The sequence below is a fragment of the Rhizobium esperanzae genome (assembly GCF_014197615.1).
Taxonomy (GTDB): domain Bacteria; phylum Pseudomonadota; class Alphaproteobacteria; order Rhizobiales; family Rhizobiaceae; genus Rhizobium; species Rhizobium esperanzae_A.
In genome coordinates, this window is record NZ_JACIFY010000027.1 from 32,657 (window position 1) to 58,962 (window position 26,306).

The 26,306-nt window shown below is 60.6% G+C and carries 23 protein-coding genes and 1 pseudogene; 12 read left to right on the forward strand and 12 right to left on the reverse strand.

Annotation, left to right across the window (positions count from 1 at the left end; all coding sequences use genetic code 11):
• Window positions 1-19: 19 nt before the first annotated feature.
• The 5 genes and pseudogenes from GGD57_RS27005 to GGD57_RS27025 form a co-directional block, all read right to left on the reverse strand.
• Window positions 20-946, reverse strand: coding sequence for an amino acid ABC transporter substrate-binding protein (locus tag GGD57_RS27005; protein WP_184473238.1), 927 nt, complete (start codon window positions 944-946; stop codon window positions 20-22).
• An 18-nt stretch (window positions 947-964) separates the two neighbouring features.
• On the reverse strand, window positions 965-2,323 hold the full coding sequence (potE, locus tag GGD57_RS27010) for a putrescine-ornithine antiporter (protein WP_184473239.1): 1,359 nt from the start codon (window positions 2,321-2,323) through the stop codon (window positions 965-967).
• A gap of 101 nt (window positions 2,324-2,424) precedes the next feature.
• Window positions 2,425-3,981 (reverse strand): annotated as a pseudogene (locus tag GGD57_RS27015) (Orn/Lys/Arg decarboxylase N-terminal domain-containing protein); the annotation flags it as partial.
• Complete coding sequence (locus tag GGD57_RS27020) at window positions 3,978-6,239, reverse strand: Orn/Lys/Arg decarboxylase N-terminal domain-containing protein (RefSeq protein ID WP_184473240.1); 2,262 nt, start codon at window positions 6,237-6,239, stop codon at window positions 3,978-3,980. The gene GGD57_RS27020 and the pseudogene GGD57_RS27015, both read right to left, overlap by 4 nt.
• A 162-nt stretch (window positions 6,240-6,401) precedes the next feature.
• On the reverse strand, window positions 6,402-7,325 hold the full coding sequence (locus tag GGD57_RS27025) for a cation transporter (protein WP_184473241.1): 924 nt from the start codon (window positions 7,323-7,325) through the stop codon (window positions 6,402-6,404).
• A 250-nt stretch (window positions 7,326-7,575) separates the two neighbouring features.
• Between GGD57_RS27025 and GGD57_RS27030 the strand changes: the two genes are divergently transcribed.
• Window positions 7,576-8,937: an amino acid permease gene (locus tag GGD57_RS27030; RefSeq protein WP_184473242.1), complete on the forward strand. Its 1,362-nt coding sequence runs from the start codon at window positions 7,576-7,578 to the stop codon at window positions 8,935-8,937.
• 51 nt (window positions 8,938-8,988) lie between these two features.
• Here GGD57_RS27030 and arcC read toward each other — a convergent pair whose 3' ends face one another.
• The 3 genes from arcC to arcA are packed head-to-tail and all read right to left on the reverse strand — an operon-like array spanning window position 8,989 to window position 12,202.
• Entirely contained in the window at window positions 8,989-9,927 is a 939-nt protein-coding gene (arcC, locus tag GGD57_RS27035; RefSeq protein WP_184473243.1) for a carbamate kinase, read from the reverse strand.
• Between the two features lies 1 nt (window position 9,928).
• Window positions 9,929-10,933, reverse strand: a complete 1,005-nt coding sequence (locus GGD57_RS27040; RefSeq protein WP_184473244.1) for an ornithine carbamoyltransferase — start codon at window positions 10,931-10,933, stop codon at window positions 9,929-9,931.
• A gap of 39 nt (window positions 10,934-10,972) precedes the next feature.
• Window positions 10,973-12,202, reverse strand: coding sequence for an arginine deiminase (gene arcA, locus GGD57_RS27045; RefSeq protein WP_184473245.1), 1,230 nt, complete (start codon window positions 12,200-12,202; stop codon window positions 10,973-10,975).
• A 131-nt stretch (window positions 12,203-12,333) separates the two neighbouring features.
• Between arcA and GGD57_RS27050 the strand changes: the two genes are divergently transcribed.
• Window positions 12,334-12,576 carry a hypothetical protein gene (locus GGD57_RS27050; protein WP_184473246.1) on the forward strand — a complete coding sequence of 81 codons (243 nt, stop codon included), beginning with the start codon at window positions 12,334-12,336 and terminating at the stop codon, window positions 12,574-12,576.
• A gap of 285 nt (window positions 12,577-12,861) precedes the next feature.
• Window positions 12,862-13,512: a helix-turn-helix domain-containing protein gene (locus GGD57_RS27055; RefSeq protein ID WP_184473247.1), complete on the forward strand. Its 651-nt coding sequence runs from the start codon at window positions 12,862-12,864 to the stop codon at window positions 13,510-13,512.
• Between the two features lie 36 nt (window positions 13,513-13,548).
• Here GGD57_RS27055 and GGD57_RS27060 read toward each other — a convergent pair whose 3' ends face one another.
• Complete coding sequence (locus GGD57_RS27060) at window positions 13,549-13,908, reverse strand: hypothetical protein (RefSeq protein ID WP_184473248.1); 360 nt, start codon at window positions 13,906-13,908, stop codon at window positions 13,549-13,551.
• 317 nt (window positions 13,909-14,225) lie between these two features.
• Here GGD57_RS27060 and GGD57_RS27065 point away from each other — a divergent pair, with 317 nt between their 5' ends.
• Both GGD57_RS27065 and GGD57_RS27070 read left to right on the forward strand, forming a co-directional pair.
• Entirely contained in the window at window positions 14,226-14,690 is a 465-nt protein-coding gene (locus GGD57_RS27065) for a hypothetical protein (RefSeq protein ID WP_085738502.1), read from the forward strand.
• 6 nt (window positions 14,691-14,696) lie between these two features.
• The gene (locus GGD57_RS27070; RefSeq protein WP_184473249.1) at window positions 14,697-15,218 is read left to right on the forward strand and encodes a CYTH domain-containing protein; all 522 of its coding nucleotides are present in this window, start codon (window positions 14,697-14,699) and stop codon (window positions 15,216-15,218) included.
• On the opposite strand, the gene GGD57_RS27075 is transcribed toward GGD57_RS27070, so the two are convergent.
• The 3 genes from GGD57_RS27075 to GGD57_RS27085 form a co-directional block, all read right to left on the reverse strand.
• Complete coding sequence (locus GGD57_RS27075) at window positions 15,181-16,116, reverse strand: DUF2950 domain-containing protein (RefSeq protein ID WP_184473250.1); 936 nt, start codon at window positions 16,114-16,116, stop codon at window positions 15,181-15,183. The genes GGD57_RS27070 and GGD57_RS27075 overlap by 38 nt on opposite strands.
• Window positions 16,117-16,160: 44 nt before the next feature.
• Window positions 16,161-17,558, reverse strand: a complete 1,398-nt coding sequence (locus tag GGD57_RS27080; protein WP_184473259.1) for a DUF3300 domain-containing protein — start codon at window positions 17,556-17,558, stop codon at window positions 16,161-16,163.
• A 63-nt stretch (window positions 17,559-17,621) separates the two neighbouring features.
• Window positions 17,622-17,927 carry a hypothetical protein gene (locus GGD57_RS27085; protein ID WP_348646002.1) on the reverse strand — a complete coding sequence of 102 codons (306 nt, stop codon included), beginning with the start codon at window positions 17,925-17,927 and terminating at the stop codon, window positions 17,622-17,624.
• Window positions 17,928-18,048: 121 nt separating this feature from the next.
• Here GGD57_RS27085 and GGD57_RS27090 point away from each other — a divergent pair, with 121 nt between their 5' ends.
• The 7 genes from GGD57_RS27090 (at window position 18,049) to GGD57_RS27120 (ending at window position 26,186) form a co-directional block, all read left to right on the forward strand.
• On the forward strand, window positions 18,049-19,872 hold the full coding sequence (locus tag GGD57_RS27090) for a tetratricopeptide repeat protein (protein ID WP_184473251.1): 1,824 nt from the start codon (window positions 18,049-18,051) through the stop codon (window positions 19,870-19,872).
• Between the two features lie 141 nt (window positions 19,873-20,013).
• A complete protein-coding gene (locus GGD57_RS27095; protein WP_184473252.1) occupies window positions 20,014-20,355 on the forward strand; it encodes a DUF3302 domain-containing protein in 342 nt (113 codons plus the stop codon).
• Window positions 20,355-21,512, forward strand: a complete 1,158-nt coding sequence (locus tag GGD57_RS27100) for an HlyD family secretion protein (RefSeq protein ID WP_184473253.1) — start codon at window positions 20,355-20,357, stop codon at window positions 21,510-21,512. Before GGD57_RS27095 ends, GGD57_RS27100 begins: the two co-directional genes overlap by 1 nt.
• A 97-nt stretch (window positions 21,513-21,609) precedes the next feature.
• Window positions 21,610-23,337 carry a SulP family inorganic anion transporter gene (locus tag GGD57_RS27105; RefSeq protein WP_210304064.1) on the forward strand — a complete coding sequence of 576 codons (1,728 nt, stop codon included), beginning with the start codon at window positions 21,610-21,612 and terminating at the stop codon, window positions 23,335-23,337.
• Window positions 23,334-24,191, forward strand: a complete 858-nt coding sequence (gene ppk2 / locus GGD57_RS27110; protein WP_184473255.1) for a polyphosphate kinase 2 — start codon at window positions 23,334-23,336, stop codon at window positions 24,189-24,191. Before GGD57_RS27105 ends, ppk2 begins: the two co-directional genes overlap by 4 nt.
• Before the next feature lie 49 nt (window positions 24,192-24,240).
• Window positions 24,241-25,395, forward strand: a complete 1,155-nt coding sequence (locus tag GGD57_RS27115) for an AI-2E family transporter (RefSeq protein ID WP_184473256.1) — start codon at window positions 24,241-24,243, stop codon at window positions 25,393-25,395.
• 263 nt (window positions 25,396-25,658) lie between these two features.
• Window positions 25,659-26,186: a hypothetical protein gene (locus GGD57_RS27120; protein WP_246713745.1), complete on the forward strand. Its 528-nt coding sequence runs from the start codon at window positions 25,659-25,661 to the stop codon at window positions 26,184-26,186.
• The last annotated feature ends 120 nt before the right edge of the window (window positions 26,187-26,306 follow it).

Sequence of the window (26,306 nt, forward strand, 5' to 3'; positions counted from 1 at the left end):
GGCAGCCTTGCGCCTCTTATTATTCCGGCAAGGCGGTCTGGCGGAAAAAAGTCTCGATCGGTTCGTCCGGCGGACCAAACCAGGTCGTGAAGAATGCTCGGAATTCCGGGGCGGCATAAGCCAGGCTCAGCGCGCGATCGACGCTGAGCCTGAAGTCCTCGTCACCCCGGGCCATCTCGAACGCCAGGGGCTGGAAGGTAAAATGGCGCTTCAGAACAATGAGGTTGCCGGAATCATCGCTGCGTGCAGCAGCGTCCATCAGCAGCGACATGTCGCCGAACAGCACCGCCGAGCTTCCGTCGCGAACGCGGTCGATGCCCTGCTGATAGTTGTTGACCGCGACTGTCGTTGCAGCCAGCTGAAAGGTCTCGATCCTGTCGGAGAGCCACCGTTCACTGGCGGTTCCGGCAATCGCCGAAAAGGTCTTGTGCTCAAGGATCGTGCGCGCCGGAGAGCCGCGCCAGATCGGCCGGCTCGACGGCTGCCCATATTCCAGGACTTCGCGCAAGGCCAGCGGCGCACTTGCCCTCAGCAGCGCGCCGGTACCGCTCGGAAAGATCGGCAGCGAGAACGAAACCTCCTGCCTGCGGCTGATCGTTACCGGCTCGGCCGCACAGACGAGATCCACCACACCGTCCTGGATGGCTCGCGGCCGGGCATCGTTGCCGAGAGGTACCCATTCTATGTTCAACTGCGAGAGTTTCAGTTCCGCCCGCACGCCGTCGGCGATCTTGTTGCAAAGCGCCACCGCATAGCCGTCGGGCGCACCCTGGTCCGACTTGAACGAAAACGGCCTTGCATCCGGATCGTAACCGAGCTTCAGCGAACTGCTGCCGCGGATACGGTCCAGCGTCTGCGCGGCAGCCGGGGTAAAGGCGGCTGTCGCCAGCGCACCGATGAAGATGGAGGCGGCAATCGCTGTCCACCGCCCTTTGCTGATTGGCATGGTTCTTCCTCCCCTGCACTATTCTGCCGGCACGCGGTTCGCGCCGTTGGTAAAGCGCGGTGCGATCAGGCCGTAAATGATGAAACCGAGACCCGTGACCAGCATGCCGCCAAGCACGGCGTCCTTGCCGGAGGCGTAGATGGCGAACACGCTGTAGAGCATGCCGACGAGGGCAATGACGGCGTTGAGCCGGTATTTCGCCTGCGGCACGCGCGCCGCCTTCATGATGACGAAGAGCGAAGACAGCGCGATGATGTATGGCAGCACGTTGGTGACGACAGCGAGGTTGACGAGAGCGGAAAACTGTTCGCTGAGGGTCGGCGATATCGTCATCAACGCCAGGCCCGTCTGCACGACGCCGAGGATGACCATGCCTTGGACCGGCGCCCCCATCTCGTTCACCCGTGAAAACACGGTGGGGAACATCCGCTCTTCCGCCGCCGTGCGCGCGGTTTGCGCGATGGTGAACTGCCATCCGAGCAGCGAACCCAGGCAGGCCAGCACGGCAAGGGCCATGATGATCGAACCGATCGTCGGGTTGAACATCTTGGCATAGGCGAGCGCGAACGGACCCGTCGATGCGGCGAGCTCGGCATTCGGCACGATGCCTTGAATGACCGTCGTCGACAGGATGTAGATGACGGCGGCCCCGAGAGTGCCGAACATGCAGGCGAGCGGCACATCCCGTTTCGGGTTCTCGACGGCATCCGAATTCTGCGCCGCCGACTCCATGCCGAGGAAGGCCCAGAGCGTCAGGGAAATACTCGATCCCATCCCCTGCCCGAGCGACAGTCCCTGCGGGTTCCAGGCGGCGGCAAAGGTGCTGGAACTGAACCAGAGCCATCCGATGATCGACAGCAGCCCGACCGGCAGGATAACGCCCCATACCGTGACCGAGCCGATGCGCCCGGTGATGCGCGGACCGCCGAAATTGGCGGCCGTCGTCAGCCAGAGAAGAATGATCAGGGCCACGCAGGTCATAACAGGCGTCGAGGTCAGCACCGGGAAAAACCCGGCGAGGTAACCGACAGCCGAAATGCCGATGGCGACATTGCCGATCGCAAGCGACAGGAAATACAGGAAGAACACCATGAAATAGCCGTCCTTCCCATAGGCGTCCTCGGCATAGGCCGACATGCCGCCGGGGCGCTGGTTGAACAGCCCGGCCTGGGCAAAACCATAGGCGATCGCCATCGAGCCGACAGCGGTGACGAGCCAGGAAAGCAGCGAGATCGCCCCGACCTGCGCCATGTTGGCGGGCAGCATGATGATGCCCGAGCCCATCATGTTGACGGCGACGATGAAGGTGAGCTGCACCAGGTTCATCTTCTTCTTGGCCGTCGTCTCGGTCGCGAGATGCATCGTGTTGTCGGTCATGATGAGATCCTCCGTCCCCTACTCGCGCACGACATATGTGTGGAATTTGATCCGCCCATCGATCCGTTCCTGGAACACGCCCTGAACCTCGTAATTGAAGCCCGGGAAGCGGTTGAAGGATTCCTCGGTCTGGAGCCTGCGACCGAGACCCTGTCCGGCACGAAGGGATCGAAGAACCATTGTTCTTCCGCGCTTGCGGCTTTGGACTCGTAATGATCGACGAAACCGCGCAGCTTCTTACGCACCTCGATCCCCAGCTCGATGCAGCGATCCCAGAGCATCTCGCCCGCCTTTCCCTCATGCACCTTGGCGTTGACGTCGAGCGAGGCGAAAAGCGGATAGAAGGGAGAGGTCGAGACATTCATCAGCAGCGATTCGTTGAAGCGTTTATGTTCGACGAACCGACGCTGACCGCTGATATGTTCGTCCCGCTTGTGGATCTGCGACGCCTGCGAGAAACCGGCGCCCTGCTTGTGGACCGACTGGGTGGAAAACAGCCCGGGCATATCCGGTCGCAGGTCTTTCAGCCGCATCGGACTGTGGCCATCGAACAGCGGATGAAAGGCATTATAGCCGATCCAGGCTTCGTCCCAGAGCACGTAATCGCAGAGATGGCCGATCTTCTCCATGACTTGGGCGACATTGTAGATCGTGCCGTCATAGGTCGCGAGCTGGATGCAGGCCAAACGGAAAGGCCTTTCCGCCTTCGCACGGCTCTTGTCGGTAACGAGCGGGTGCTCCTCTATCCTTTGCCGTAGCCAGGCCTCGTCCCAGGCCGCCCAATCGACGGCCCCGATCATGCCGAAGGAGTTGCGGGCGGTCGGCAGATAGATCGGGATGGCGCCGGCCTGCACGAGGGCGCCCTGATGCAGGGATTTGTGATTGTTGCGGTCGAAGAGCACGAGATCGCCGCTGCGCAGCACCGCATTGGCCACCACCTTGTTGGAGGTGCTCGTGCCGTTCAGGATGAAATAGGTGCGGTCGGCGCCGAAGATGCGGGCCGCCTGCTTCTGAGCTTCGACGGCGGGACCTTCATGGATCAGGAGATCACCGAGATCGACGTCGGCATTGCAGAGATCGTTGCGGAAAATGCTCTCGCCGAAATATTTGAAGAAGAGCTGCCCGGCCGGCGACTTTCGATAGAACTGACCACCCTGATGCCCCGGGCAATCGAAGGCGATATTGGCCTCGCCGTCATAGGCCATCATGCCGCCGAAGAAGGGCGGCAGCAGCGACTTGCCGTAATTGACCGCGCTGGAGACGATCTGCTTGGCATAGAAGGTCGGCGTCTGCTGGCCGAGATAGACGAAACCATCCACCTCGCCGGCCATCTCCACGACATCCATATCGGCAATCGTCAGCGTATCGGCCATCGCCCAGATTGGCGTACGAAAACCGATCTCCCTGACGGAACGAAGGAAGCTGCGCGCCGCCGGCAGCCTGCCGCCCTCGACCGAGCCGACATAGGCGCCGACATCCGCATCCTCGGAGGCATCGGCGGAATAATCGTCGCGCAGTTCCACCTCAAAACCCTGGGCAGTGATCTGCGACACCAGCGCCTGCGCCTGAGAATTGTCACGGTCGACGATCGCCACGATCTTCAGCATCTTGTGGAAGGGTATGGCGACCGTCGGAGACTTCACATCACGCGGGATCATTCCTGCCCCTCCCCTGCAATGCAATCGACAAGGTAGCGGCGTCCGCTATCACCGGGCGCGAAGCGAAGGCCGTGAATATCGGTTTCGAAACCGGGGAACTTGCTGTCGAAATCACGGGCGTAGAGCAGGTAATCCTGAATGGACTTCGTCGACGGGGTGATCCGCTCGCCCGGCATGATCAGCGGAATTCCAGGCGGATAGGGAACGATCATCACCGCGAGGATGCGACCCATGAGATTGTCGATCTCGACGCTTTCGATCTTGCCCTTGACCAACCGATCATAGGCATCGGCGGGACGCAGCGCCATTTCGGGCAGGACCGTGTACATCTCGCGCTGCGCCTTCGGCACGTCGTCCTTGCGATAGATCGCATGGATCTGCTCACAGAGATCTTTCAGCCCCATGCCGGCATAGGCTTCCGGATGGGCGGCGGCGAGCGCCGGCAACGCCCGGGTCAATGGCGCATTGGCGTCATAAAGATCCTTGAAATTGAGGAGCTCGGTGACGAGCGTACTCCATTTGCCGCGGGTAATGCCCATCGAGAACAGCACCAGGAAGGAATAGAGGCCGGTCTTCTCGATTTCGATACGCCTTGACGACAGGAACTTGGTGATGACCGCCGCCGGTATGCCATGTTCGTCCATTACCCCGCTTGCCGACAGGCCTGGCGACAGGATGGTGACCTTGATCGGATCGACCATGACGTGGTTTTCGGCAAGGCCGACAAAACCATGCCAGGCATCGTCAGGTTTCAGCACCCAGTCGGCATGGGTGTCGCTCGGCGTTTGCTCGGCAACCGTCGGCTCCCATACGTCGAACCACCAGCCGCCTTCCGTCTGTTTTCTCACCGCATTCATTGCTCGGCGGAAGCTGATCGCCTCGTCGATCGTCTCCTGCACCAGCGCCCGCCCGGCCGGCTGTTCCATCATTGCGGCGGCGACATCGCAGGAGGCGATGATGCCATATTGCGGCGAGGTCGAGGTGTGCATCATGAAGGCTTCATTGAAGCGGGTAACGTCGAGACGCTTGGTCTCGGCATGCTGGATATGGATCATCGACGCCTGAGACAGCGCTGCCAGCAGCTTGTGCGTCGAGTGCGTGGCGAAGGTGATGGCGTTTTGCGACCGCGCGGGCTGGTTCGACGAAATCCCGTGGAAGCCATCGTAGAATTCGTGGAAATTGGCGTAGGCGTACCAGGCCTCGTCGAAATGCAGCACCTCGACCGCATCGCCCAGCGATGCCTTGATGGCGTCGATATTGTAGCAGAGCCCGTCATAGGTCGAATTGGTGATAACCATCAGCCGGACCTTGCCGCTGGTCTGTCCGGCAAAGGGGCTGGCGGCGATCTTGCCGGCAATCGATTCAGGCGTGAACTGATCCTTCGAGATCGGACCGATAATGCCGAGGCCGTTGCGCGACGGTGTCAGATAGATGGGCGTCGCCCCTGTCATGATCAGCGAATGCAGGATCGACTTGTGGCAGTTGCGATCGCAGAGCACCAGATCGCCGCGACCGACCATGCCGTGCCAGACGATCTTGTTGGCGGTCGACGTGCCGCCGACGACGAACAGTGTCTCATCGGTACCGAAGATACGCGCGGCATTGCGCTCCCCCTCGGCGATCGGCCCGACATGATCGAGCAGCGAACCGACGCTGCCGACCGATACGGAGATATCGGATCGCAGCGTGTTTTCGCCGAAGAAGCTGTAGAACAGTTGCCCGACCGGGCTTTTCCGGAAGGCGACGCCGCCGCCGTGGCCGGGCGTATGCCAGGAATAGGCGCCCTCCAGCGTATAATCCATCAACGCCTTGAACATCGGCGGCGGCAGCCGGTCGAGGTAGTTGCGTGCGGCCTGCACGATGGCGCGAGCCATGAACTCCGCCGAATCCTCGAAAAGCCGCAGGAAGGCATTGGCGTGGCGCAACACGCCGGCCGGGACGTCCTCGGCGGTCGTGTCGTCGCCGAAGAGGAAGATCGGCAGCCGATCGTTCTTCCGGCGCTTCGCGCTCAGCACCTCTTCCAGCACTTGCCAGCGCGACGCCTTGTCCTCCGCGCCGTCGACGGAAACGAGCCAGCAGGATTCCGTGTTGAAGATATGCACGAGCCGGCGCGCATCCTCATAGGAGACACCGGAAACGATGCGGAAGCCCTCGTTCTCGATCGCCGCGGCCAGATCGCGCATTCCGCGCCCGGCAGCACTCTTGCCGTCAAAATCCTCGTCGATGACGGCTACCGGAAATGCCTTATGGAATTCCATGCGACCCTCCAGAGTCCGGTTTTCGAAGGCAGCAGCGCGCCGCGCGGCCGCACTCGTCTCAGGCTGCAGAATCGTACACGCCGGGCGCACAACCGTCGTTGATCGCAATCAAGATGGGCGCAGAAGCTCGGCAAAGGCGCACAGACAAGGGCCCTGGAGGGCCTATTCGGCCCATTCCGCATCGGCCGTGAAGGCAATCGTCAGCCAGCGATTGGCGCTCTCGTCGCCGATTGCGGCGCCGATTTCGTCGCGAAGCGCATCCCATTCCTCGACCGTCTTCGCAGGCAGCCCCTCAGGCACGATGAAATAGAGTTCGATCTGCATCGCCCTGCCGACGCGGGCGACATAGGCGCGGTGGGAGAGGAAGCCGAGACGATCAACCACCTCCGCGGCAACGCGGTCGACATGGTCCTGGAGATCGACCGGCGCCATCAGCAGGATCTCGGTCAGCGCCTTCCAGACCGTGCCGATCGGAAGCGGGATCATCACCAGGCAGACCAATCCGAGAACCGCCGGATCGACGTAGTTGGCGACCCAGGCAAAACGGGTCGGCAGCACGGCAAGGCCGATGAGAAACGCGATCAGCAAGGCGAGCGCGATACCGCCCGACATGATCCAGGCCTTGATGTCGAGGGAAATGAAATCGGATTTCAGGCTGCGGTTCAGCCTGATGCCCAGAACGGCCATGCCGGCGCAGACAAGCACCGTCACCGCCGAATAGGCGATCGCGACACCGAAATGAAGTTCGTGCCCGCCGCCGAGGATGCTGATGATCGCGTTGATCAGCGCATAGACCGCGACAGTCATCAGCAGACAGCCGTTGAGCATCAGCACGATCGGCTCCAGGTGCCAGAAACCCATGGTGAAGCGGTTGCGGATCCTGCCCGACACCGCATCGCTCTCAGCCGATTTGACGATCAGGCTCGAAACCCACAGCGCAAGCCCGGTCATTGCTGCATCGGCCAGTGAATAGACCCCATCGAAGGCGATGGAGAACGAGCCCGAAAGAATGCCGAAGACGATACCGAGGGCGGCAATCACGACGGTCGCCGCAATCGAGATGCGTAGAAACCCCTGCTCGCTCACATCGTCACCTCTCTGCGGCCGACCTGCCGCTTATTCTAATGCATGTCGCCCGGAAGTGTGCAGCGGTTCAGGGATAACGTCATGCATAAAAACAAGAAACCTCCGTGTCGATCGTGAAGGGATCGGGGCCGATCGACCACTACGCATTGAACCGGATTGCGGCGGTTGACCATTGGAGTGAAGATCACGCTTGGAAATGGCCGCCGGAGAAGCCACGGCACCCGGCAGGCGGCTTCGCGGAGGGGATCTGATGGCAACGTCGTCGAATGGCAAGAGCCTGGGACTGGCCGCCTGCACCGCCATCGTCGTCGGAAACATGGTCGGCTCAGGCTTCTACCTTTCGCCGGCCGCCGTTGCGCCCTACGGCAACCTTGCCATCATCGTCTGGATCATCATGGGAGCCGGTGCAATCTGCCTCGGCCTCACCTTCGCGCGGCTGGCCAGTCTCGTGCCGGCCGTCGGCGGTCCTTACGCCTATACGCGGCTGGCTTACGGCGATTTCGCCGGCTTCCTGATTGCCTGGGGCTATTGGATCTCCATCTGGACATCGCTTCCTGTCATCGCCATCGCCTTTGCCGGCGTGATGGTCGATCTCTTTCCTGTGCTCGGCAACCGCTTCACCGCGACATGCCTGACGCTTGGGGTGATCTGGGCGATCGTGCTCGTCAATCTCCGCGGTGTCCATGCGGCCGGCCTGTTTGCACAGGTCACCACCTACGCCAAGCTCATTCCCTTCGGCGCTGTTGCCATTGTCGGCCTGCTGTATATCGACACCTCTCATTTCTCCGAATTCAACCCCAGCGGCCAGCCGCTCCTCGGGTCGATCGCAGCGCTGGCGCCCTTGACCATGTTTGCCTATCTCGGGCTCGAATCGGCGACCGTTCCCGCAGGCGATGTCCAGGACGCGGAACGAACCATCCCCCGTTCAACCGTTCTCGGAATCTCGATCGCCGCGGCCCTCTATGTGCTCGGCACGATCGTCGTGATGGGCCTTGTGCCCCGCCAGGAACTCGTCCATTCGGTCGCGCCCTTCTCTGCGGCTGCGGGCATCATGTGGGGACGCGGCGGAGAGCTGGCGATCTCGATCGCCGTCATTCTTTCCTCCATCGGCGCCTTGAACGGCTGGACGTTGCTGATGGGGCAGGTTCCGATGGCCGCCGCCCGGGACGGCTTGTTCCCTCCGCTCTTTGCCCGGCTCTCGTCCCGTGGCGTGCCGGCCGTCGGCATGATCGTCTCAGCCTTGCTTGCAACTGTCCTGGTCGTCGTCCAGGCCCTCGGATCCGAGGGCTTCGCCGCCGTTTATCGCCTGATGGTCGGGTTGAGCACGATGACCGCGGTCGTCCCCTATGCCTTCTGCTCGCTTGCCAGAACCCTCGTTGCTGCCCGCCTGCGCAATGGAAGAGGTTTCCCGCGCGTCACCGCTGTCGAACTCATCGCCTTCGTTTTCGCGATGTTCACCCTCTATGGTTCGGGTGCTGAGCCCGTGCTCTACGGTCTCGTCCTGCTGATGCTCGGGATCCCGGTCTATGTCTGGCAAAGACGAAATGCGGCGACGCCGGTCGCCAGTGAGGAGATGGCGGCAGGCACTGCAACGCGCCCGGCCATCTCCTGACACCCAGCTCGTCTCCTGATGCCTCGCCTGACGCGGGGTTGTTGCCCACGCTCATGCGTGCCAGGTCAGCCCTGAGAAACTGCTGCTGATGATCGTCCCGCACTCGCCGCGTACCATGGCCGCAATATCCGCCAGAGCTCCGATTGCGGAAGTCTTTCCGGCCCCCTCGGCGAAATGGCATGCGGCATCGACCTTCGGCCCCATCGAACCGGCGGGGAAGGAAAACTGCTTGAGATCTTCGGGACGTGTCGTGTGAATGGACTTTTGAGACGGCTTGCCCCAGTCCGTGCAGACGGCGCGGGCGTCGGTTGCCATGATCAGGAGATCGGCATCGAGTTCACGCGCCAGAAGCTCCGAGCACAGATCCTTGTCGATCACCGCTTCGACGCCGATCAGCTTGCGATCGCTGCCCTTTTCGTACATCGTCGGAATGCCGCCGCCGCCGGCACAGATGACGATGGTTCGCTGTTCCAGCAGCCAGCGCACCGGGCGGACCTCGAAGATGCGCTTCGGCAGCGGCGACGCGACCACGCGCCGCCACTTCTCGCCATCCTGTTTGAACACCCAGCCTTTTTCCCTGCCAAGACGATCGGCATCGGCCTTTTCGTAGACCGGGCCGACGAATTTTGTCGGGTTCTGGAAGCCTGGATCGGCGCCGTCGACCTCGACCATGGTCAGGAGCGTTGCCAGCGGCTGCTCGAACGGCAGAAGATTGCCGAGTTCCTGCTCGAGCATATAACCGATCATGCCTTCGGTTTCCGCGCCGAGCACATCGAGAGGATAGGCCTCGTCGGGTTTGTAAGCCGCACCTTGAAGCGCAAGCAGCCCGACCTGCGGTCCATTGCCGTGCGTTATGATCAGTTGATGTTCGGCGGCCAGCGGCGCGATCGCTTCCGCCGCGATCCGCGCGTTTCGCCTCTGGACATCTGCGGTCATGGCTTCTCCGCGCCGGAGAAGGGCGTTGCCGCCAAGCGCGATAACGACACGCATCCTAGTCTCCCAAGGTCGCGACAAGCAGCGCTTTGATCGTGTGCAAGCGGTTTTCGGCCTGCTCGAAGGCGACATTGGCCTCGGACTCGAAGACGTCGTCCGTCACTTCGAGGCCGTTGCTCATGCCGTAGTCTTCGGCGATCTGCTTGCCGAGCACCGTCTCGCTGTCGTGGAACGCCGGCAGGCAGTGCATGAACTTGGCCTGGGGATTGCCCGTTGCCTTCATCAAGGCCTTGTTGACCTGGTAGGGCGTCAGCAGCTTGATGCGTTCGCGCCAGACGTCCTTGGGTTCGCCCATCGAGACCCAGACATCCGTATGCACGAAGTCGACGCCGCGGACAGCCTCCTCGACATCTGCCGTGACAAGCAGGCGCGCGCCGGACCTTTGCTGCAGCTCCTTGGCGATCTGCATGTATTCTTCCGACGGCCAGAGCGATTTGGGACCGCAGATGCGCACGTCCATTCCGACGAGGCAGCCGACGATCAGCAGCGAATGTCCCATGTTCGAGCGCGTGTCGCCGACATAGGCGTATTTGATATCGGCGATTGGCTTGTCGCTGTGTTCGCGCATGGTCATCACGTCGGCCAGCATCTGGGTCGGATGGTATTCGTCCGTCAGGCCGTTATAGACCGGCACGCCGGCATAACGGGCGAGCGTTTCCACGCCCTGTTGCGCAGATCCGCGATATTCGATCGCGTCGTACATCCGCCCGAGGACACGCGCCGTATCCTTGAAGGATTCCTTATGCCCGATCTGCGAACCCGACGGATCGAGATAGGTCACGTTGGCGCCCTGATCCGAACAGGCGACTTCGAAGGCGCATCTGGTTCGCGTCGAAGTCTTCTCGAAGATCAGGCAGATTTCCTTGCCCTTGAGATGCTGCTGTTCGGTTCGGGCATACTTGGCCCGCTTCAGGTCGCGGGCGAGGTCGAGGAGATACCGGAATTCGCGCGGGGTATAATCCTGCACGGTCAGAAGCGAACGATTGCGCAGATTGAAGCTCATTGTCTTGCTCCGTCGAGTCCGTTGCGTGTGTGCGAGACGTCAGTATGCCGGGTCGCGCCATATCGGGCATGTCATGCAGTGACCGCCGCCGCGGCCGCGACCGAGTTCGGAACCGCGAATGGTGATCACTTCGATGCCCGCCTTGCGAAGAAGCGTGTTGGTATAGGTGTTGCGATCGTAGGCGACGACGACACCTGGCTCGAGGGCGACGACGTTGTTGCCGTCGTCCCATTGCTCGCGCTCGGCCTGATAGGAATTGCCGCCGGTCTCGACGGTCCGCAGCCGAGGCAATCCAAGCGCTTCGCTGACGACCTCGAGCATCGGCCGATTTTCGGGATGGACCTCGAATGTGCCGTCATCATCCTTGGGCTGCATGCTGTAGCAGCGGATCTGGTCGACGACCTCGGCAAACAGTGTCACGACATCGCGGTCGCAGAAGCTGAAGACGGTATCGAGGTGCATTGCCGCGCGGCTCTTCGGCATCAGGCAGCCGATCACCCTCGTTGCCGCTTTGCTCCTGAACAGCGTCTGCGCCACCTGGCCGACGGCCTGATAGGTCGTGCGTTCGCCCATGCCGATCAGCACCGTGCCGTTGCCGATCGGCATGACGTCGCCGCCCTCCATCGAAGCATTGGCAAACTGCTGATCTGAATCGCCCCACCAGATCTGGAAATCTCCATCCTTGAACGACGGGTGGAACTTGTAGATCGCCCGCTGGATCAGGGTCTCGGCGCGTCTTGCCGGCCAGAACATCGGATTGCATGTCACGCCGTTGTAGATCCAGCAGGACGGATCGCGCTGAAACAGCGTATTGGGAACCGGCGGTATGACGAATTCGGACTCCGCCAGCGCGCTCAGCATCAATGACTTGGCCTTGACCTCGGGAAGATCGGCGATCGAAATGCCGCCGATCATGTAGGCCGCGAGCTGCATGGCAGGCATCTCGTCAAGCCACGGCCGCACGGCTTCGGCGATCTGCGAGCCGAGCACATTCGGGGTGATCCGACGATCCAGCACGAAATCACGTGCCTGCTTGTCGGCAAGCGTCTGGCCAAGCAGATCGTGAAGCTCGAGAACCTCGACGCCCCTCTCCTGCATCTTCAGGACAAAATCGAAATGATCCTTCTGCGCCTCGTGCACCCAGAGTACATCATCGAAGAGCAGGCTATGACAGTTGCCGGGCGTCAGACGCTGATGAGCCAGGGACGGTTTGCAGACCATCACGGTCCGGAGCTTTCCGACCTCCGAGTGAACACCGAAACCACGCATGAGGTTCTCCCTGGCTTCTTGTCTCTACTGTTGAGCATGTCTCGCCGACCAAGGGCATGTGCCCCGCGGGCGCCAAACCGATCTGTGCCAGGTTAAGTTGCCGGGTCTGGTGGTGTCATTGATCGCGAGCAATGCTCGACGCATCAAACGGCTTGCACATCGCTATATCAGTGACCGATTGCCCGGCCGCCGGCGTGGAACTCCTCGGCCAGCCACCGCCTCCAATGGGTCGGGTGGACGTCCAGCTTGTTGCCGCTTCGTGCATCGACCCAGCCGCCGAATATTCGCTGACACGGAAAGACAAGGGCGTGAACGCCTTCATGGTCGATCACGGCGAGTTCGATATCCTGCGCAAAAGGCGCGTCATTGATTGATCGCCACATCCTGGCACCTCACAGCAATGCTGAGGGCTCGGCGGCTCACCTGAACGTGAGAGGCGGCCGGGCCGAATTGAGGAATCCTAGCCTATCGGCTTGCAACCTGCCTTGATCCTGATCACTCCCGGAGACAGGAAGTTCGAACCGCGACGGAGGCTGCCTCTTCGAAGGAGGTCTCATTCTGCCGCTACGGCTGACATCACGTACAATTACGTAGTGATCGTCCCCAATTTTCAGTGTCGCCCTTCCTTGTAAGAGTTCAGCTTCACGGGGGGACCAGCAATGTTGACCACGAGCCAGGCTGCCGAACGCTATATGCCGGAACCGAACGGCATTAATGCAGGTGAGACCCGACGGCTACCGCCAAGCACTCTTCTATGGCTACTCCCGGGCCAGGGTATCTATCGCGAGGGCGAGCGGGCATCATCCCTCTACCAGGTCCAGTCCGGTGCGGTGAGGGTCTATCGAATAATGCGCAACGGGCACCGCCACATTCTTTCATTCTACGGAACGGGGGAATGGTTCGGCCTGCAGGATGGAGACATCCATGATGATTTCGCAGAGGCGATCTGCGACTCCCAAATTCGGTCCGTTCCGAGAGCCGGCGGTCCGATGCCGCCGATCAATTTGTTGGATATAGCCTTGTCCAGCCTGGCGATTGCAAATTCGCGGCAGCTTATCGTCGCCCGCCAGGGCGCTCTCGAACGTGTGGCGACTTTTGTGCAGGAAATGTCGGCCCGCAATGGCGGCACCAACGAGTTTGAACTCATGATGTCGCGCACCGATGTTGCCGACTATCTCGGATTGACGGTCGAATCGGTGGCGCGCTCATTTACCAAGCTCAGGACCCGGCACATCGTCCAGCTTTTCGGACGCGGCCAACGATATGTCCACATCCTCGATCGCAACAGGCTTGCCGCGCTCAGCACCTGAAGCAGGTCGCGCGGCACAGGACCCGGAGCACCACGCTCATTCGACGTAGAAGGTCAGGTTGCCGTTCCGCGCTCTGGTGACCCATTCAATATCGTTCGGCGTAAGCTTTTTCGTCTTCAGTTTGCCGACAAGCCATTTATTTGACCGAGCGGCTGCGCGAATGGCCTCGACTTCCTTTTCGCTGCCTTGCGGGGGATGACGGCCCGTCTCCGAAAAGTCGGCGATTCGATAGCTGACAACAGTAAAACGCTTGTCATGATATGTTCGGACCGCCTCCGGCAGGTTTTCGCTCCAATTCATTCTGCGGTATTCGCGCCGGCTCTGCTGGGCGTCGGCCTGCACTGATACCGTGATCGTCGAGATCGCGATTGCAAGTGCCAAAGATAGCTTCATCATGTTGGCTACTCCCGAAAGAAGCATGGGTTCTGCACGATGAATCTAACCGATGTGGCGCAATCAGGCATTGAGCGTAGTCAATCGCGATGGCCCGGCGGCGCACGACCGGCAACAGTAGCCGGCTATGGCTCCCACGGATCAGGCCGAGCAATTTTGGTGTTCCAGAAGTCGGGAGACGTGGAGGCCGGGGCCTCGGCTGAAGCCCCTCGGGAAGGCACGCCCGGCAGGTCGTTCGGGCATCATGTATGATACCGTATTTTACTGCCATCCGAACCCACGACATTTTATCTCTATTGTAATTCATGGAGGGCAAAGCGATGACCGAACCTGCTGCTTCTACCCCGTCGATGACGAGCGCGGAAGAGTTGCGCAAACGCGCACTCGAACTGCAACTTCTCGAGATGGAACGCCAAGAGAAGATAAAGGCGCGCGAAGCCAAAAAACACTCTGAATTCGTTGAGGATTTCTTCCGCAAGCAAATTGGCGATGCCGAACGCACGGTGATCAGGCGCGTCGTGTCGAAAGCCGCTGCCGACGGCAAGTTCGAGGCCATGATCTACAGTTTTCCATCGAGTTTTTGCTCCGACAGCGGCCGCGCAATCAACAACGGTTTGCCCGGATGGCAGAACACCTTGCAGGGAAAGGCCAAGGAACTCTACGACCTGTTCGAAGAGATCGGCAGGCCGCAAGGTTATGGCCTGAAGGCACTGGTCATCAATTTCCCGGGCGGCATTCCAGGCGATATCGGTCTTTTCCTCACCTGGGAAAAACCGGTGGAGTAACCGGGCATGAAGACTGTCGAGATCGAGCGCAAGTTTCTCGTGCGCAGCGACGCCTGGCGCTCCAGCGCGACAAGCATGCACATGTTGCGACAAGGCTATCTCGCACGAGGCGCTGCCAGCAGCCTGCGCATTCGCCTGATCGATGACCGGACGGCCCGGCTGGCGGTGAAGTTCGGTAAACGCGGCCTGACGCGCGAGGAATTCGAGTACGACATTCCCCTCGCTGAAGCCAAGGAATTGCTGCTTCACGTCCGTGGCACGGTGCTGGAAAAGACAAGGTACGAAGTTGTCGATCAGGGTAATGTCTGGGAGATCGACGTCTTCGGTGGCGCCTATCAGGGTCTGACCATTGCCGAGATCGAAATGAGAAGCGAGAAGGACCGTCCGTCTCTACCCTCCTGGCTCGGCCGCGAGGTGACCGGCGACAAACGTTATTCCAACCGGGCGCTGGCATTCCAGCGCCCGGCGATTTCGCCGCCATACGGCCTCTCTAATCTTCAACCAGGCTCCAGTCGGCACCCGGGTTGAACTCCTTGATCGCCGATGCCAGTCGCTCGGTCTGATCACCCAGATCTCGCTGGTAGATGACACCCATGTTGTTCACCATGAATGTCTGCACGCCGGTTACCCTGTAGCTTACCGGCCAGGCAATCAGGGCAAAGCCGCCCGTCATGTTCCCATTGACAATATAGCTCTGCTTGCCGCCGACGACGTTGGAGCCTTGCCCCGTCAGGATGCGATAGCGATAGCCGTAGTAGCCTTCTCCCCGCTTCGCGTTGCCGAAGGCTGCACTCTCGACGAGACCGCCGGCAGGGCTCTCCTCTTCATATGCTCCCGGCTCCCAGTACAGGCCGTCCCGTGCCCCCTTGGTGCTGACGAGCTTCTGCGCGAACTCGTAGACACCGTCGCCATCGCGATCTTCCCGCGCATATTCATACTGGGCGATAAAATAGTCGGTCATCGTCTGGATGGTCGCCAGTTCATTCCTGCCGACTCTCCGATTGACGATTTCCTGAAGGCCGATCTTCCTGTCGAAAGCCCATTTGCCGTTCTGGTCGCGACTGAGCGGGAAAGGCAGGGGCCACAGTTGATCGCCGATCGCGAGGACCTTGCGATCGCCGAGATCTTGAAGAACGACCTGCTTGCCGGCGCCCTCGCGTATCAACGCATAGGCGATCATCGCTTCGTTGCTCGCCTTCAGCTTGGCGGCACTGAGCCCCAAGAGGTTTGCCAGGCCGTCGACTTCGCCCGAGGCCAAGACCTGCTTGAATTGGTCGACCGCGAGTGACGGACTATCGAAGGTGGGTGGGGTTCCAGCCGCAAATTCTTCAAGATTGCTCTGCTCCTGCGCCACCGAAAGCTGCGGTACCGTCCAGAAAACCGCCGCACCCAGCATCAATGAAATCAGTCTCGATTGTCGTGTCATCGGCTCACCCCATGGTTTGGCCTTCAGGAAAGCATCTGCCAATGTCAGCGGCGGCCGCCGCCGCCACGCCCACCGCCACCGCCGCGTCCGCCCCCACCACCGCCACGTGAGACGGGCGGTCGAGACCGGTGCTGCGTTGCCCGCGGTGCGCCGCGCTGGCCACCACCCATGCTTTGACCGCCGCGCTGAGAGTTCACGACCTCGCGGCGACCCGATTGGACATTCCCGAGTGCGCTCTGCTGGCGGCTCCGGTTATCGGCTTTAGCGGCCATCTTGGGCTTGCCGGATTTCGGTTTCGCCTTCGGGGCAGCATTGGCCTGACGATTGCCTGCGTTGGCGGGACGGGTGTCGGCGCGTGGCGCGTTGGCGCGTTTGGCCGTGTCGCCCACTGAGGTTTTCGGATTTGACTTCAGCCCCTGCGCGGTATTCTTTCGAACGTCCGCGGCTCGGGCCCCGACATCGCCCCTCGACTGGGTTCGCTCCCTCTGGAGGTTGCCCGCCTGGTTCTTGAGCTGGTTGCGGCTGTCCGTCTGGAGATTGGAGCGGATCGCCGACCGATCGAGCTTGTTCAGTTGATCCTTGCCAATGCTCAACTTGCTGCGATCGACATTCTTCCAGTCGACATCGTTCAAGTTCATTTTTCCATTGAAATTGCGGTTGTTGAAGCAATTGTTGCAGTCGATGTCGACATCACCGTTCCAACGCCCGCCCCACACGCCCCAATCATCCCAATTGACGATCGCAGCCCAGGCGACGCCGGTCACGGCAGCAGCGAAGAAGCCGGCCCCGGGATAGTAGTAGTTGTCGTAGGAATCCGGATAATAGGAGATCGGCTCGACGGCATAATTCGGCTCGTAGAACATCTCCGGCGCATATTGCGGGATGTAGACCTTCTCCGGATTGGTGGGCTGGATGATGACGTTGTCGCCCTCGTTGACGATGGTGACCTTGTCGTCCGTCTTGATGATGTTCTTCGCAATGGCTTCGTCCCGAAGCTGCTGGATTGCGATGAGGACATCCTTCTGCTGATTGGTCAGTGCGTCTCCGAGCGACTGCGTCCACTCGAGATCGTCACTCATCATCTTGACGACCTCCGGGTAATTCAGCAGCGAAATCACACTTCCGTCCCATTCGCTTTTCGGCTCGAGGCTGGCATTCTTTTTCTTGGCTTCCAGGAAACGGGCCGCCTCGACGACCTGCAGCGGAAATAGCGAAGCCGCCGAGATCGCTGCGACGAGATCGTCGGGATAAAGCGCGATACGCGCCACGAGAACCTCGAGCTCGTCGTCGGAGAGCCCGGCCGCTTCCGCGGCCGGCGCCTGCGCGGGCTCGGCCTTGGTGGCCGGCGCTGCCGTCTGCGCGTAAGTCCACGGCACAGGCGGCAGGGAAGAGATTGTTATGGCTGAAAAGCCGGCCAGCAGCCTGAAATATCTCGCTTTCATCACGCATCGATCTCCTAAAAGCATGCCGCACGAAACTGTGCAGCGGTTTTGCGACAACGCTGGCTATGGCATCGGATCGGTGGAACGCTTCAGTGACACGACCTTGGAACGAAGCACTGCATCTCCTATTTCCTCGATGAGCCCCTCGACCAGGCTGCCGTATTCCTGTCGCCGCACCTCCCGAACGCTGACGGGAAGCAAGTCTACGTTGGTGAGCGCCTCGATGGCTGCTGCCAGGTCCTGGCACATGCTGTGGAAATTTTCGTCCACGTCGAGAAGCCGTCGTGCCAGCGGGAGATGCTCGGGCAAGTGGGCCTCGAGCAGCGCGAGGATGGCCATTTTTTCTGGATTGCCTGCCCCCATATCCATCCCGCTCTTTGTCTTCGTGCAAAGCAGATGAATTAATATATTGCATCAAGCTTATTTAGCGATGTAACATACAAGAAGCTACGGTCGTGGGCATGGCGGCTGGCTTCATCGGGGGGCGACGATGCAAAGCGCAAGAGCAAAGGGGCCGCCAAGCGCGGCAATTCCCACTATATCGGAAACACGAGAGCAGCTTGATCGCATCAGATCCAGCCGCGAGTTTCACGCACCTGACCGTGGGCGTCGATTTCTTGATTATATTGTCGAAGAAACGCTCGCTGAACGCGGGGCCTATCTGAAGGCCTACACCATCGCCCTGGAGGTATTTGGACGAGACGCCTCATTCGATGCCCAGAACGATCCCGTCGTGAGGATTGAGGCCGGTCGCATACGCCGCGCTCTCGAACGATATTATCTGGTCGCTGGCCAATTCGATAAGGTCATCATTACCATCCCCAAAGGCGGGTATGTGCCGTGCTTCAGACACGCCGACGCCTGCCCCGCGACAGACCCCGAGCCATTGGCGGAAGCGAGCGATAGCCCCGCCCCGGTCGCGCAAACCGTCGCCCCGTCGAAACCTGCAGATCATTCGCCTTTGGACGATGGCGCTGTTCAATCCGCCCCCGCGTCCTGGACGTTCTATGTGACGCCGGTGTCCCTCGGTCTGACCGCATTGATCGCGGTCTTCGCTGTTCCTTCCTTGTTCAGTCCCCTCTCGCGCCCCTCTATCTCCCCCACGGATCGGCCGGATTTCCCCCAAGTTGTTGTCGAGCCATTCGAAGACATTTCTGAAGCCGGCGCATCGGGTGGCATCGCCCGAGGACTGACGGACGAGGTCATTGGTCGCCTGGCAAAATTCCGGGAAATTGTCGTGATTTCCAATCTGCCTGCGGTATCGGCCGGGCAGCCGCCGTCGAAAGACCTGCAGGAACCGCGTTTCGCCTTGCAAGGCCGGGTACGAGTGGAAGATAGCAGGCTGCGGTTGACCGCACGCTTCGTCAACCGTCACGATGGGTCGGTGATCTGGGCGAACAGCTATGACAAGGACCTTCGGATACAGGATGTATTGCAGGTTGAAGCCGACCTGGCCCAGGACGTTGCGACGGCGCTTGCATCGCCGTACGGGATCATTTTCCGGAACGATACCGCGAAGATATCACCGGCCGCGCCCGAGGACTGGGGCGATTATGCCTGCGCGCAATCTTACTACCGCTACCGTGTCGACCTCAATCCGAAGGGCCGGGATGCTGTCCGGACCTGCCTTCAGCAAGCAACGAAGCACCTCCCCGGAAATTCGACCTATTGGGCCCTGCTGTCGATGACCTATCTCGATGAGCTTCGGTTTCAATACAGTCTCGACAAAGCGCCTGCCATGCAATCGCTGAAATCGGCCCTGGAAACCGCGCGGCGCGCAGTCGACCTCGATCCGCAAAACGCCCGCGCCTTGCAGGCGCTGATGCTTGCCGACTTCTTCAGCGGCGATGTCGATGCAGCGTTGAGCGCGGGCGCTGCTGCCTATGAGATCAATCCCAACGATACGGAGCTTGCGGGCGAATATGGATTCCGCCTGGCGCTTTCCGGCAAATGGGATACCGGCTGTGAATTGATGTCGGGAGCCATCAACAAAACCCCCGGCCCGAAAGGGTATTTCGAAGTGGGTCTGGCGATGTGCGCCTATATGCGGGGGGACTACCGGGCAGCCGAACTATGGGTCAGGATGGCGGATCTGCGATACAACCCCATACACCACCTCGTGCTGCTTGCGATCCTCGGCGCGGAGGGCAGGCTCGACGAAGCACGCGAGGAGCATGCGTGGCTCAAGGCGAACGCGCCGGCGTTGCTAGCCAACATCCGCAACGAGATCGGCAGGCGCCTGCCTCGTCCCGAGGATCAGCAACGCGTCCTGGCGGATCTGCAGACGGCGGGGGTCGCAATCGCTTCGCAATAGCCGGCCCGGCACTGGCGCCATTCCTCCTTCTATAGATGTTACGTGATGCTACACGCGTTCGGCTGCTAACGGCGTTACTATCTGCCTTCACGCAAGGCCGAACGGTTCGGTCATATTCAGCCGAAAGCTGAAGGGGGCGCCGTGTTTCTGGACTATTTTGCACTCGGGGTGCTGCTTTTCACGGTCATAACGCTTTTCTACGCCGTGATCGCGATCCATGACATTCCTCACATCATCGCGAAGAAACGCAATCACCCGCATCAGGACGCCATTCATGTCGCCGGATGGGTAAGCCTCTTCACCCTGCACGCCATATGGCCGTTTCTGTTCATCTGGGCCACCCTTTATCGAGAGGACCGCGGTTGGGGGATCAAGCCCGACGGCAAACTGGCGGAGGAAGTGGAGGCGAACGCCGAAATAGCACGCCTTCAAGCCCGGATCGCCGAACTCGAAGCCCAACCGCTGGAGAGGGAGAAAGCCTGATGGACCTGCTTCTCATTCTCACCTATGCCGCAATCTGCTGGACGATCTTCAAGGTTTTCCGAATTCCGGTAAACCAATGGACGCTTTCCACGGCAGTCCTGGGTGGCGTCTTCCTGATCTCAGCGCTCCTGCTGATCATGAGCTACAATCATCCCTATTCGGGCGACGGGCGCATTTACTTTACCTCCGCGCCGGTCATTCCGACGGTTGGCGGCCAGGTCGTGGAGGTCCCGGTCCAGCCCGACACGCCATTGAAGAAAGGCGATGTCCTCTTTCGTATCGACCCGCGACCCTATCAATTCGTCGTCGACCAGAAGAGAGCCGCTCTGGCGGAGGCCAAACAGACTGTCCTTCAACTGAAATCTGCGCTCGATGCCGCGAACTCTGCCGTGACAGGTGCCGAAGCCTCCCGCGACCGTTCCCTGCAAAGCTTCGAAAAATTCCAGCAATCGAACGAGAACGCCAAATCGAGCGGCAAAGGCGCTGTCTTTTCCGAACTCGAAGTCGAGAACCGGCGAGGCATCTATCTGACATCGGAAGCCGCGGTCGAGACCGCACGGGCGCAGGCAGCGCAAGCCAGGCTCGCTTATGAATCGGAGATCAACGGCACCAACCCGACGGTCGCACGCCTGGAGGCCGAATTGGGCAATGCGGAATACGACCTCGATCAGACGACAGTTCGCGCTCCGAGCGCCGGCTACGTGGCGCAGGTCTTCCTGCGGCCGGGAATGATGGCGAACCCGCTGCCCTTGCGGCCTGTCATGGTCTTCATCAACAGCGAAGACCGGACATTGGCCGCCGCCTTCATCCAGAACTCGCTGCAGCGGGTCCGGGTTGGCGATGAGGCCGAAGTCTCGTTCAAGGCCGTGCCCGGCAAGATATTCAAGGCCCGGATCCAGGGCATCATCGACGTGATGGCGCAGGGCCAGCTTCAGCCGACGGGAGCGCTGATCGATCCGCAGTCGCCCGAACGCGCCTCCCCGGGTCAAACGCTGGCACGCATCGAGATCCTCGAGGATACGAGCAAATACCAGCTGCCGGGCGGCGTCGTTGCCGACGTTGCCGTCTACACCGAGCACTGGCATCACGTCGCCGTTCTCCGCAAGGTACTTCTGCGGATGAGCAGTTGGATGAACTTCGTTTTCCTTGAGCATTGAACGGACACGGCTGGGCTGAAGCCCAGCTGGACTTTCGGGAGACGTCGAAGCGCAATCCAGGGGGAGCAAGGCGGTGATTGGAAGTTTCGGCATACCGATGCTGAAGGGGCTGGAGGGCTTCAACCGAAACTGGCTTCGAAACGATATCCCTGCCGGGCTGTCGATTGCAGCCGTCGGACTGCCAAGCGCGATTGCCTACCCCGCGATTGCCGGCCTGCCCCCCGAAACGGGGATCTATGCGAGCATCGTCGCGCCGATCGCCTACGCCATTTTCGGGCCGTCCCGCTTGCTGGTCGTCGGGCCGGATGCGGCAACCATGACCGTTCTCGCCGCCGCGATGGCCACGATCATCGCAGTTGAGCCGGCAGCCGCAGGCGTGGACCGCATCGCGATAGCATCCGCCTTGGCGCTCGGCGTCGGAGTGTTCTGCCTTGCCGCCAGGTTTTTGAGGCTGGGGGTCGTGGCCAACTTTCTTTCCCGCCCAATTCTCGTCGGATTCTTTGCCGGCGTATCCCTGTCGATCCTCGTCGGTCAGATCAATCGCTTCACCGGGGTCAAGATCGAGTCTGACGGGCTGGTTCCGCCGATCCTCGAAATAGTGCGCAAAAGCGGTTCGATCCACTGGCCGTCGCTGATTTTCGGCCTGTCGATGTTCGCGCTGTTGTGGGTAGTCCGAGCCGCGCGTCTCAAGGTGCCAGGCCCTGTTCTTGTCGTTGTCGTCTCGGTGATCCTGTCTGCGGTCTTCGACTTCCAGGGACGCGGCATAGCCGTCGTGGGCGACATCCCCCGCGGCCTGCCGAGGTTTTCGCTTCCTGCCCTTTACGAGATGCCGCTCGACAAGATCGTCCTTGGCTCCGCCGCTGTTTTCCTCGTCAGCTTCGGAGCGGGGATCGTCGCCGCCCGCAGTTTCGGCACGCGTGCCGGACAGGAGGTGGACGCGAACCAGGAATTGATCGGCCTCGGGGCGGCGAATTTCGCCCCCGGCCTTTTCGGTTCGTTTCCGATCAGCGTCTCGGATTCGAGAACGGCAATCAATATGTCTGCAGGCGGCGTATCGCAGGCGGCGGGACTTGTGTCCGCAGCCACGCTGATTGCTGCTCTCGTCTTTCTGCACAGCGCCTTGCGAATATTGCCCCTGCCCGCGCTTGCGGCCATTCTGGCAATGGCGGCGATCGGCCTGATCGACATCGGCGAACTGAAAAAAGTCTGGCGCATCAGCCGGATGGAATTCGTCTTCGCGCTGATCACCATGTGGGGCGCAATCAGCTTCGGCGTTCTCAACGGCGTCATTGTCGCGATTGCCGCAACCCTCGTCTATCTCTTGCGCAAGACCATGTATCCGCGCGACAGCCTTCTTGGCAGGATCGAAGGCCGGGAGGGTTTCTTTGATCTCGCCCGCTTTCCCCAGGCGCGCCCGCAACAGGGGGTCGCGATATGCCTGATCCAGGGCAACATTCTGTTCTTCAACGCCGATTATGTCCGCACACGGCTGCTGACCATCGGCACGGAGCTCGCGCAGGGCACCAGATCCCTGTTGCTTGATGCAAGCGCCATCTCCCATATCGACAGCACCGGCGCAGCGGCCCTCGATGTCGTCGCCGAAACGCTCTCGAAACAAAACGTCACCTTCGCGATAGCCGATCTCAACGAGGAGAGCCGCGAGTTGCTCGACCGCGCCGGCGTGATCACGGCTATCGGCCCGGGGAACATTTTCTCCGACAAGGACGAGGCAATGGCGGCCCTTAAACCGGCACGCGACGCAATTCTCGACAAGGCGGAAGAAACGAATGGCCCCGTCCAGGGTCATGAACGGAGGGAGTTATGAACAAGGGGTACGACACAAATATCGAAGAGGCCGTGGCCGATGCGAAACGCAAAGACAAGGACAAGGACAAGAAAAAGAAGAGATCCTGGAACTACGAAAAGGAAATCCTTCGTCTGCAGGTGGAGATCGCCCATCTGCAGGCCTGGGTGAAGAAATCAGGCGCCCGGATCGTCATCATCTTCGAAGGTCGCGATGCCGCCGGCAAGGGTGGAATGATCAAGCGCATCACTGAGAAGGTCAGTCCACGCGTCTTCCGCGTCATCGCGCTGCCCGCCCCGACCGATCGCGAGAAGTCGCAGATCTACATGCAGCGTTACATCACTCACCTGCCGGCCGCAGGCGAAGTCGTGATCTTCGATCGCAGCTGGTACAACAGGCCGGGAGTGGACCGGGTGATGGGCTTCACCAGCGAAAAGAAGGCCGAGCGTTTTCTTGAGCTGGCACCTCGCTTCGAGGCAGCGATCGTCGAAAGCGGTATCATTCTGCTCAAATACTTCCTCACCGTCAGCGAGGAGGAGCAGGAGCGGCGCTTCAAACGCCGGATCGACGATCCGCTTCGGCAGTGGAAGCTGAGCCCGATGGATGTCGAATCCTATCAACGCTGGTGGGATTATACAAAGGCCTACGATGCGATGCTGCGGATGACCGACAGCAATCACGCGCCCTGGTGGATCGTTCCCTCGGATGACAAAAAACAGGCGCGCATAAACTGCATCTCCCACATCCTGCAGTCGATACCCTATGAGCGCGTCAAGTTCGAGGCGCCGGATCTCGGCAAGCGGCAGAAGCGCCCGGGCGGATATGTCGAAGATCAGAGCGTTCGGCATGTCGTTCCCGACGTGACTGCGCGGTGAATGGCGGACCGATCGGCCGATCGACGGCAAACCAGACGGGCTGACCACGATGAATCTGGAGCAGAAACGGGGCGAGGCGGGGAAGCCCACCGACATAATGCAGGCTTCGATCGAGACACGGGTCAGCGATCTCGTGCGACTGGGAATCATCGCACTGTTCGCCTACTGGTCCTTCCGTCTGGTCGCCCCGTTCGCGCTGATCGTCATCTGGTCGGCGATCCTGGCGATAGCGATGTTTCCTTTGCACCAGATGCTGGCACGCGCCCTTGGAAACCGTCCGGTCATTTCGGCAACGATCATCGTCGTCGCCTGTCTGCTTCTCGTCATCGCCCCCCTGTCGCTTGTTGCCGTCAATTTTGCCGATGCGGCACAGGCTCTCATAGCAAGATTAAAGACGGACAATTTTGCCTTGCCTTCTGCTCCTCAAGGCATCCGGGAGTGGCCGGTCGTCGGTGAACGTCTCTATGCCGCCTGGAACCAGATCGTCAGCAACCTCGCTGCATCGATCACCAAGTTTCAGGCGCCTCTGCGCGAGATCGCCGGCGTCGTCCTCACCAAACTCGCCTCGATCGGCGCCGGCCTTTTGGGCTTCATCGTCTCCGTCGTGCTGTCCGGCTTTCTGATGACAACAGGCGAACGAATGAGTTCGATCGTGTCAGCGCTTGCCAACAGAGTTGCCGGCGACAGGGGCGTTGGTTTCGCCAAGCTTGCGGCCACAACCGTTCGCAACGTCTCACGCGGTGTCATTGGCGTGGCCTTCCTGCAGACGCTGTTATGCGGGCTCTGCTTCGTCGTCTTTGATTTGCCGGCAAGAGGCGCGTTGACCTTTGCGATTTTTATCCTGTGCGTCATGCAAATCGGCCCTGCCCTCGTCCTGATTCCCGCGATCATCTGGGCCTGGTTTTCCTGGCCGGTTTCGACATCCCTGGCGTTTACTCTCATCGCGACGCCCATCACGCTCCTCGACAACGTGCTCAAACCTCTTCTCATGGCGCGAGGCTTGACGACACCGATGTCTGTGATCCTCATTGGCGTCATCGGGGGCACGCTGTCGTACGGTTTGCTCGGGCTCTTCCTCGGCCCGATCGTCCTCAGCGTATTTTACGAACTGCTGCGAAGCTGGGCTTGGCCCTCGCCAAAAGACGACGGCCCGGCAAACGGAGTCGAAGGGGATGACATCGTCGATCAGACCGATACCTGCTGATGTTTCCGAAACTCAGACGAAGAGAGAACATGTCGAAAGCTTCGAGCCACTGGAGCGACAGAGCGCTCATAGTCGTATTGCGGATGCTCTTGGTCTTGGCCGTGGTTGGGGCGTTTTCCGTCCTGATCAAATTCGTTCGGGCATTCCTGTGATCATCTCAATTTCTCTGCCGCATGTGCCGATTCTCCGGCGAACCTTGCCCAAAGCCCACTTCCAGTTTCCGTTTCAAAGGATGAGATGGATCGCGGCAATAGCCCTTTTTCTTGTCCTTGCGATATGCGCAAGCGCAGACGCCCGCCACGCCCGGCCAGCAGAAGATCGATGAGCTCGTCCGACTGCTGCAGGATCCCGAGGTGCAGTCCTTGCTCGAAGCTCGAAAATCTCAGCCTGCCCCAGAGCCGCCGGAAGAGATGCTATTTGCGTGGAAAACTTCTATGCGAGCCCGCTTCGACGCGACGCTGGCGGCCCTTCCTCGCATACCGGCAGAGGTCGGGGCGGCGGTGACCCGAACGAGGCAAGACGCACTCTCCGCAGGATATGCGCCGGTTTTCGTGATCCTGCTGTGCCTCCTGGCCGCGGGTGTGATCGCCGAGCGGCTCTATCTCCGGGCAAGGGCCGGGGCCGGATCGTTGACGACCAAGCTTCTGTCCCTGGCAGTGTTCACCTTCTCGATGGGGCTGATCTTCTTTGCCTTGCGATGGCCACCACTCACCGAGGCGACTTTGATGCTCGCCCTCGCCGGCATCATTGCCTTGCATCAGCCTGGGCGGCTTGGAAGCCGAACCTCCTGAACGTGGCCCTTACGCGCGCCAAGCGCCGTTTCTACATCGTCGGCGACCGAGCCCTCTGGGAAACGCTTCCTTATTTCAGAGAGACGGCGAGCGCGTTAGGTACGATCCAGGCAGCCGACT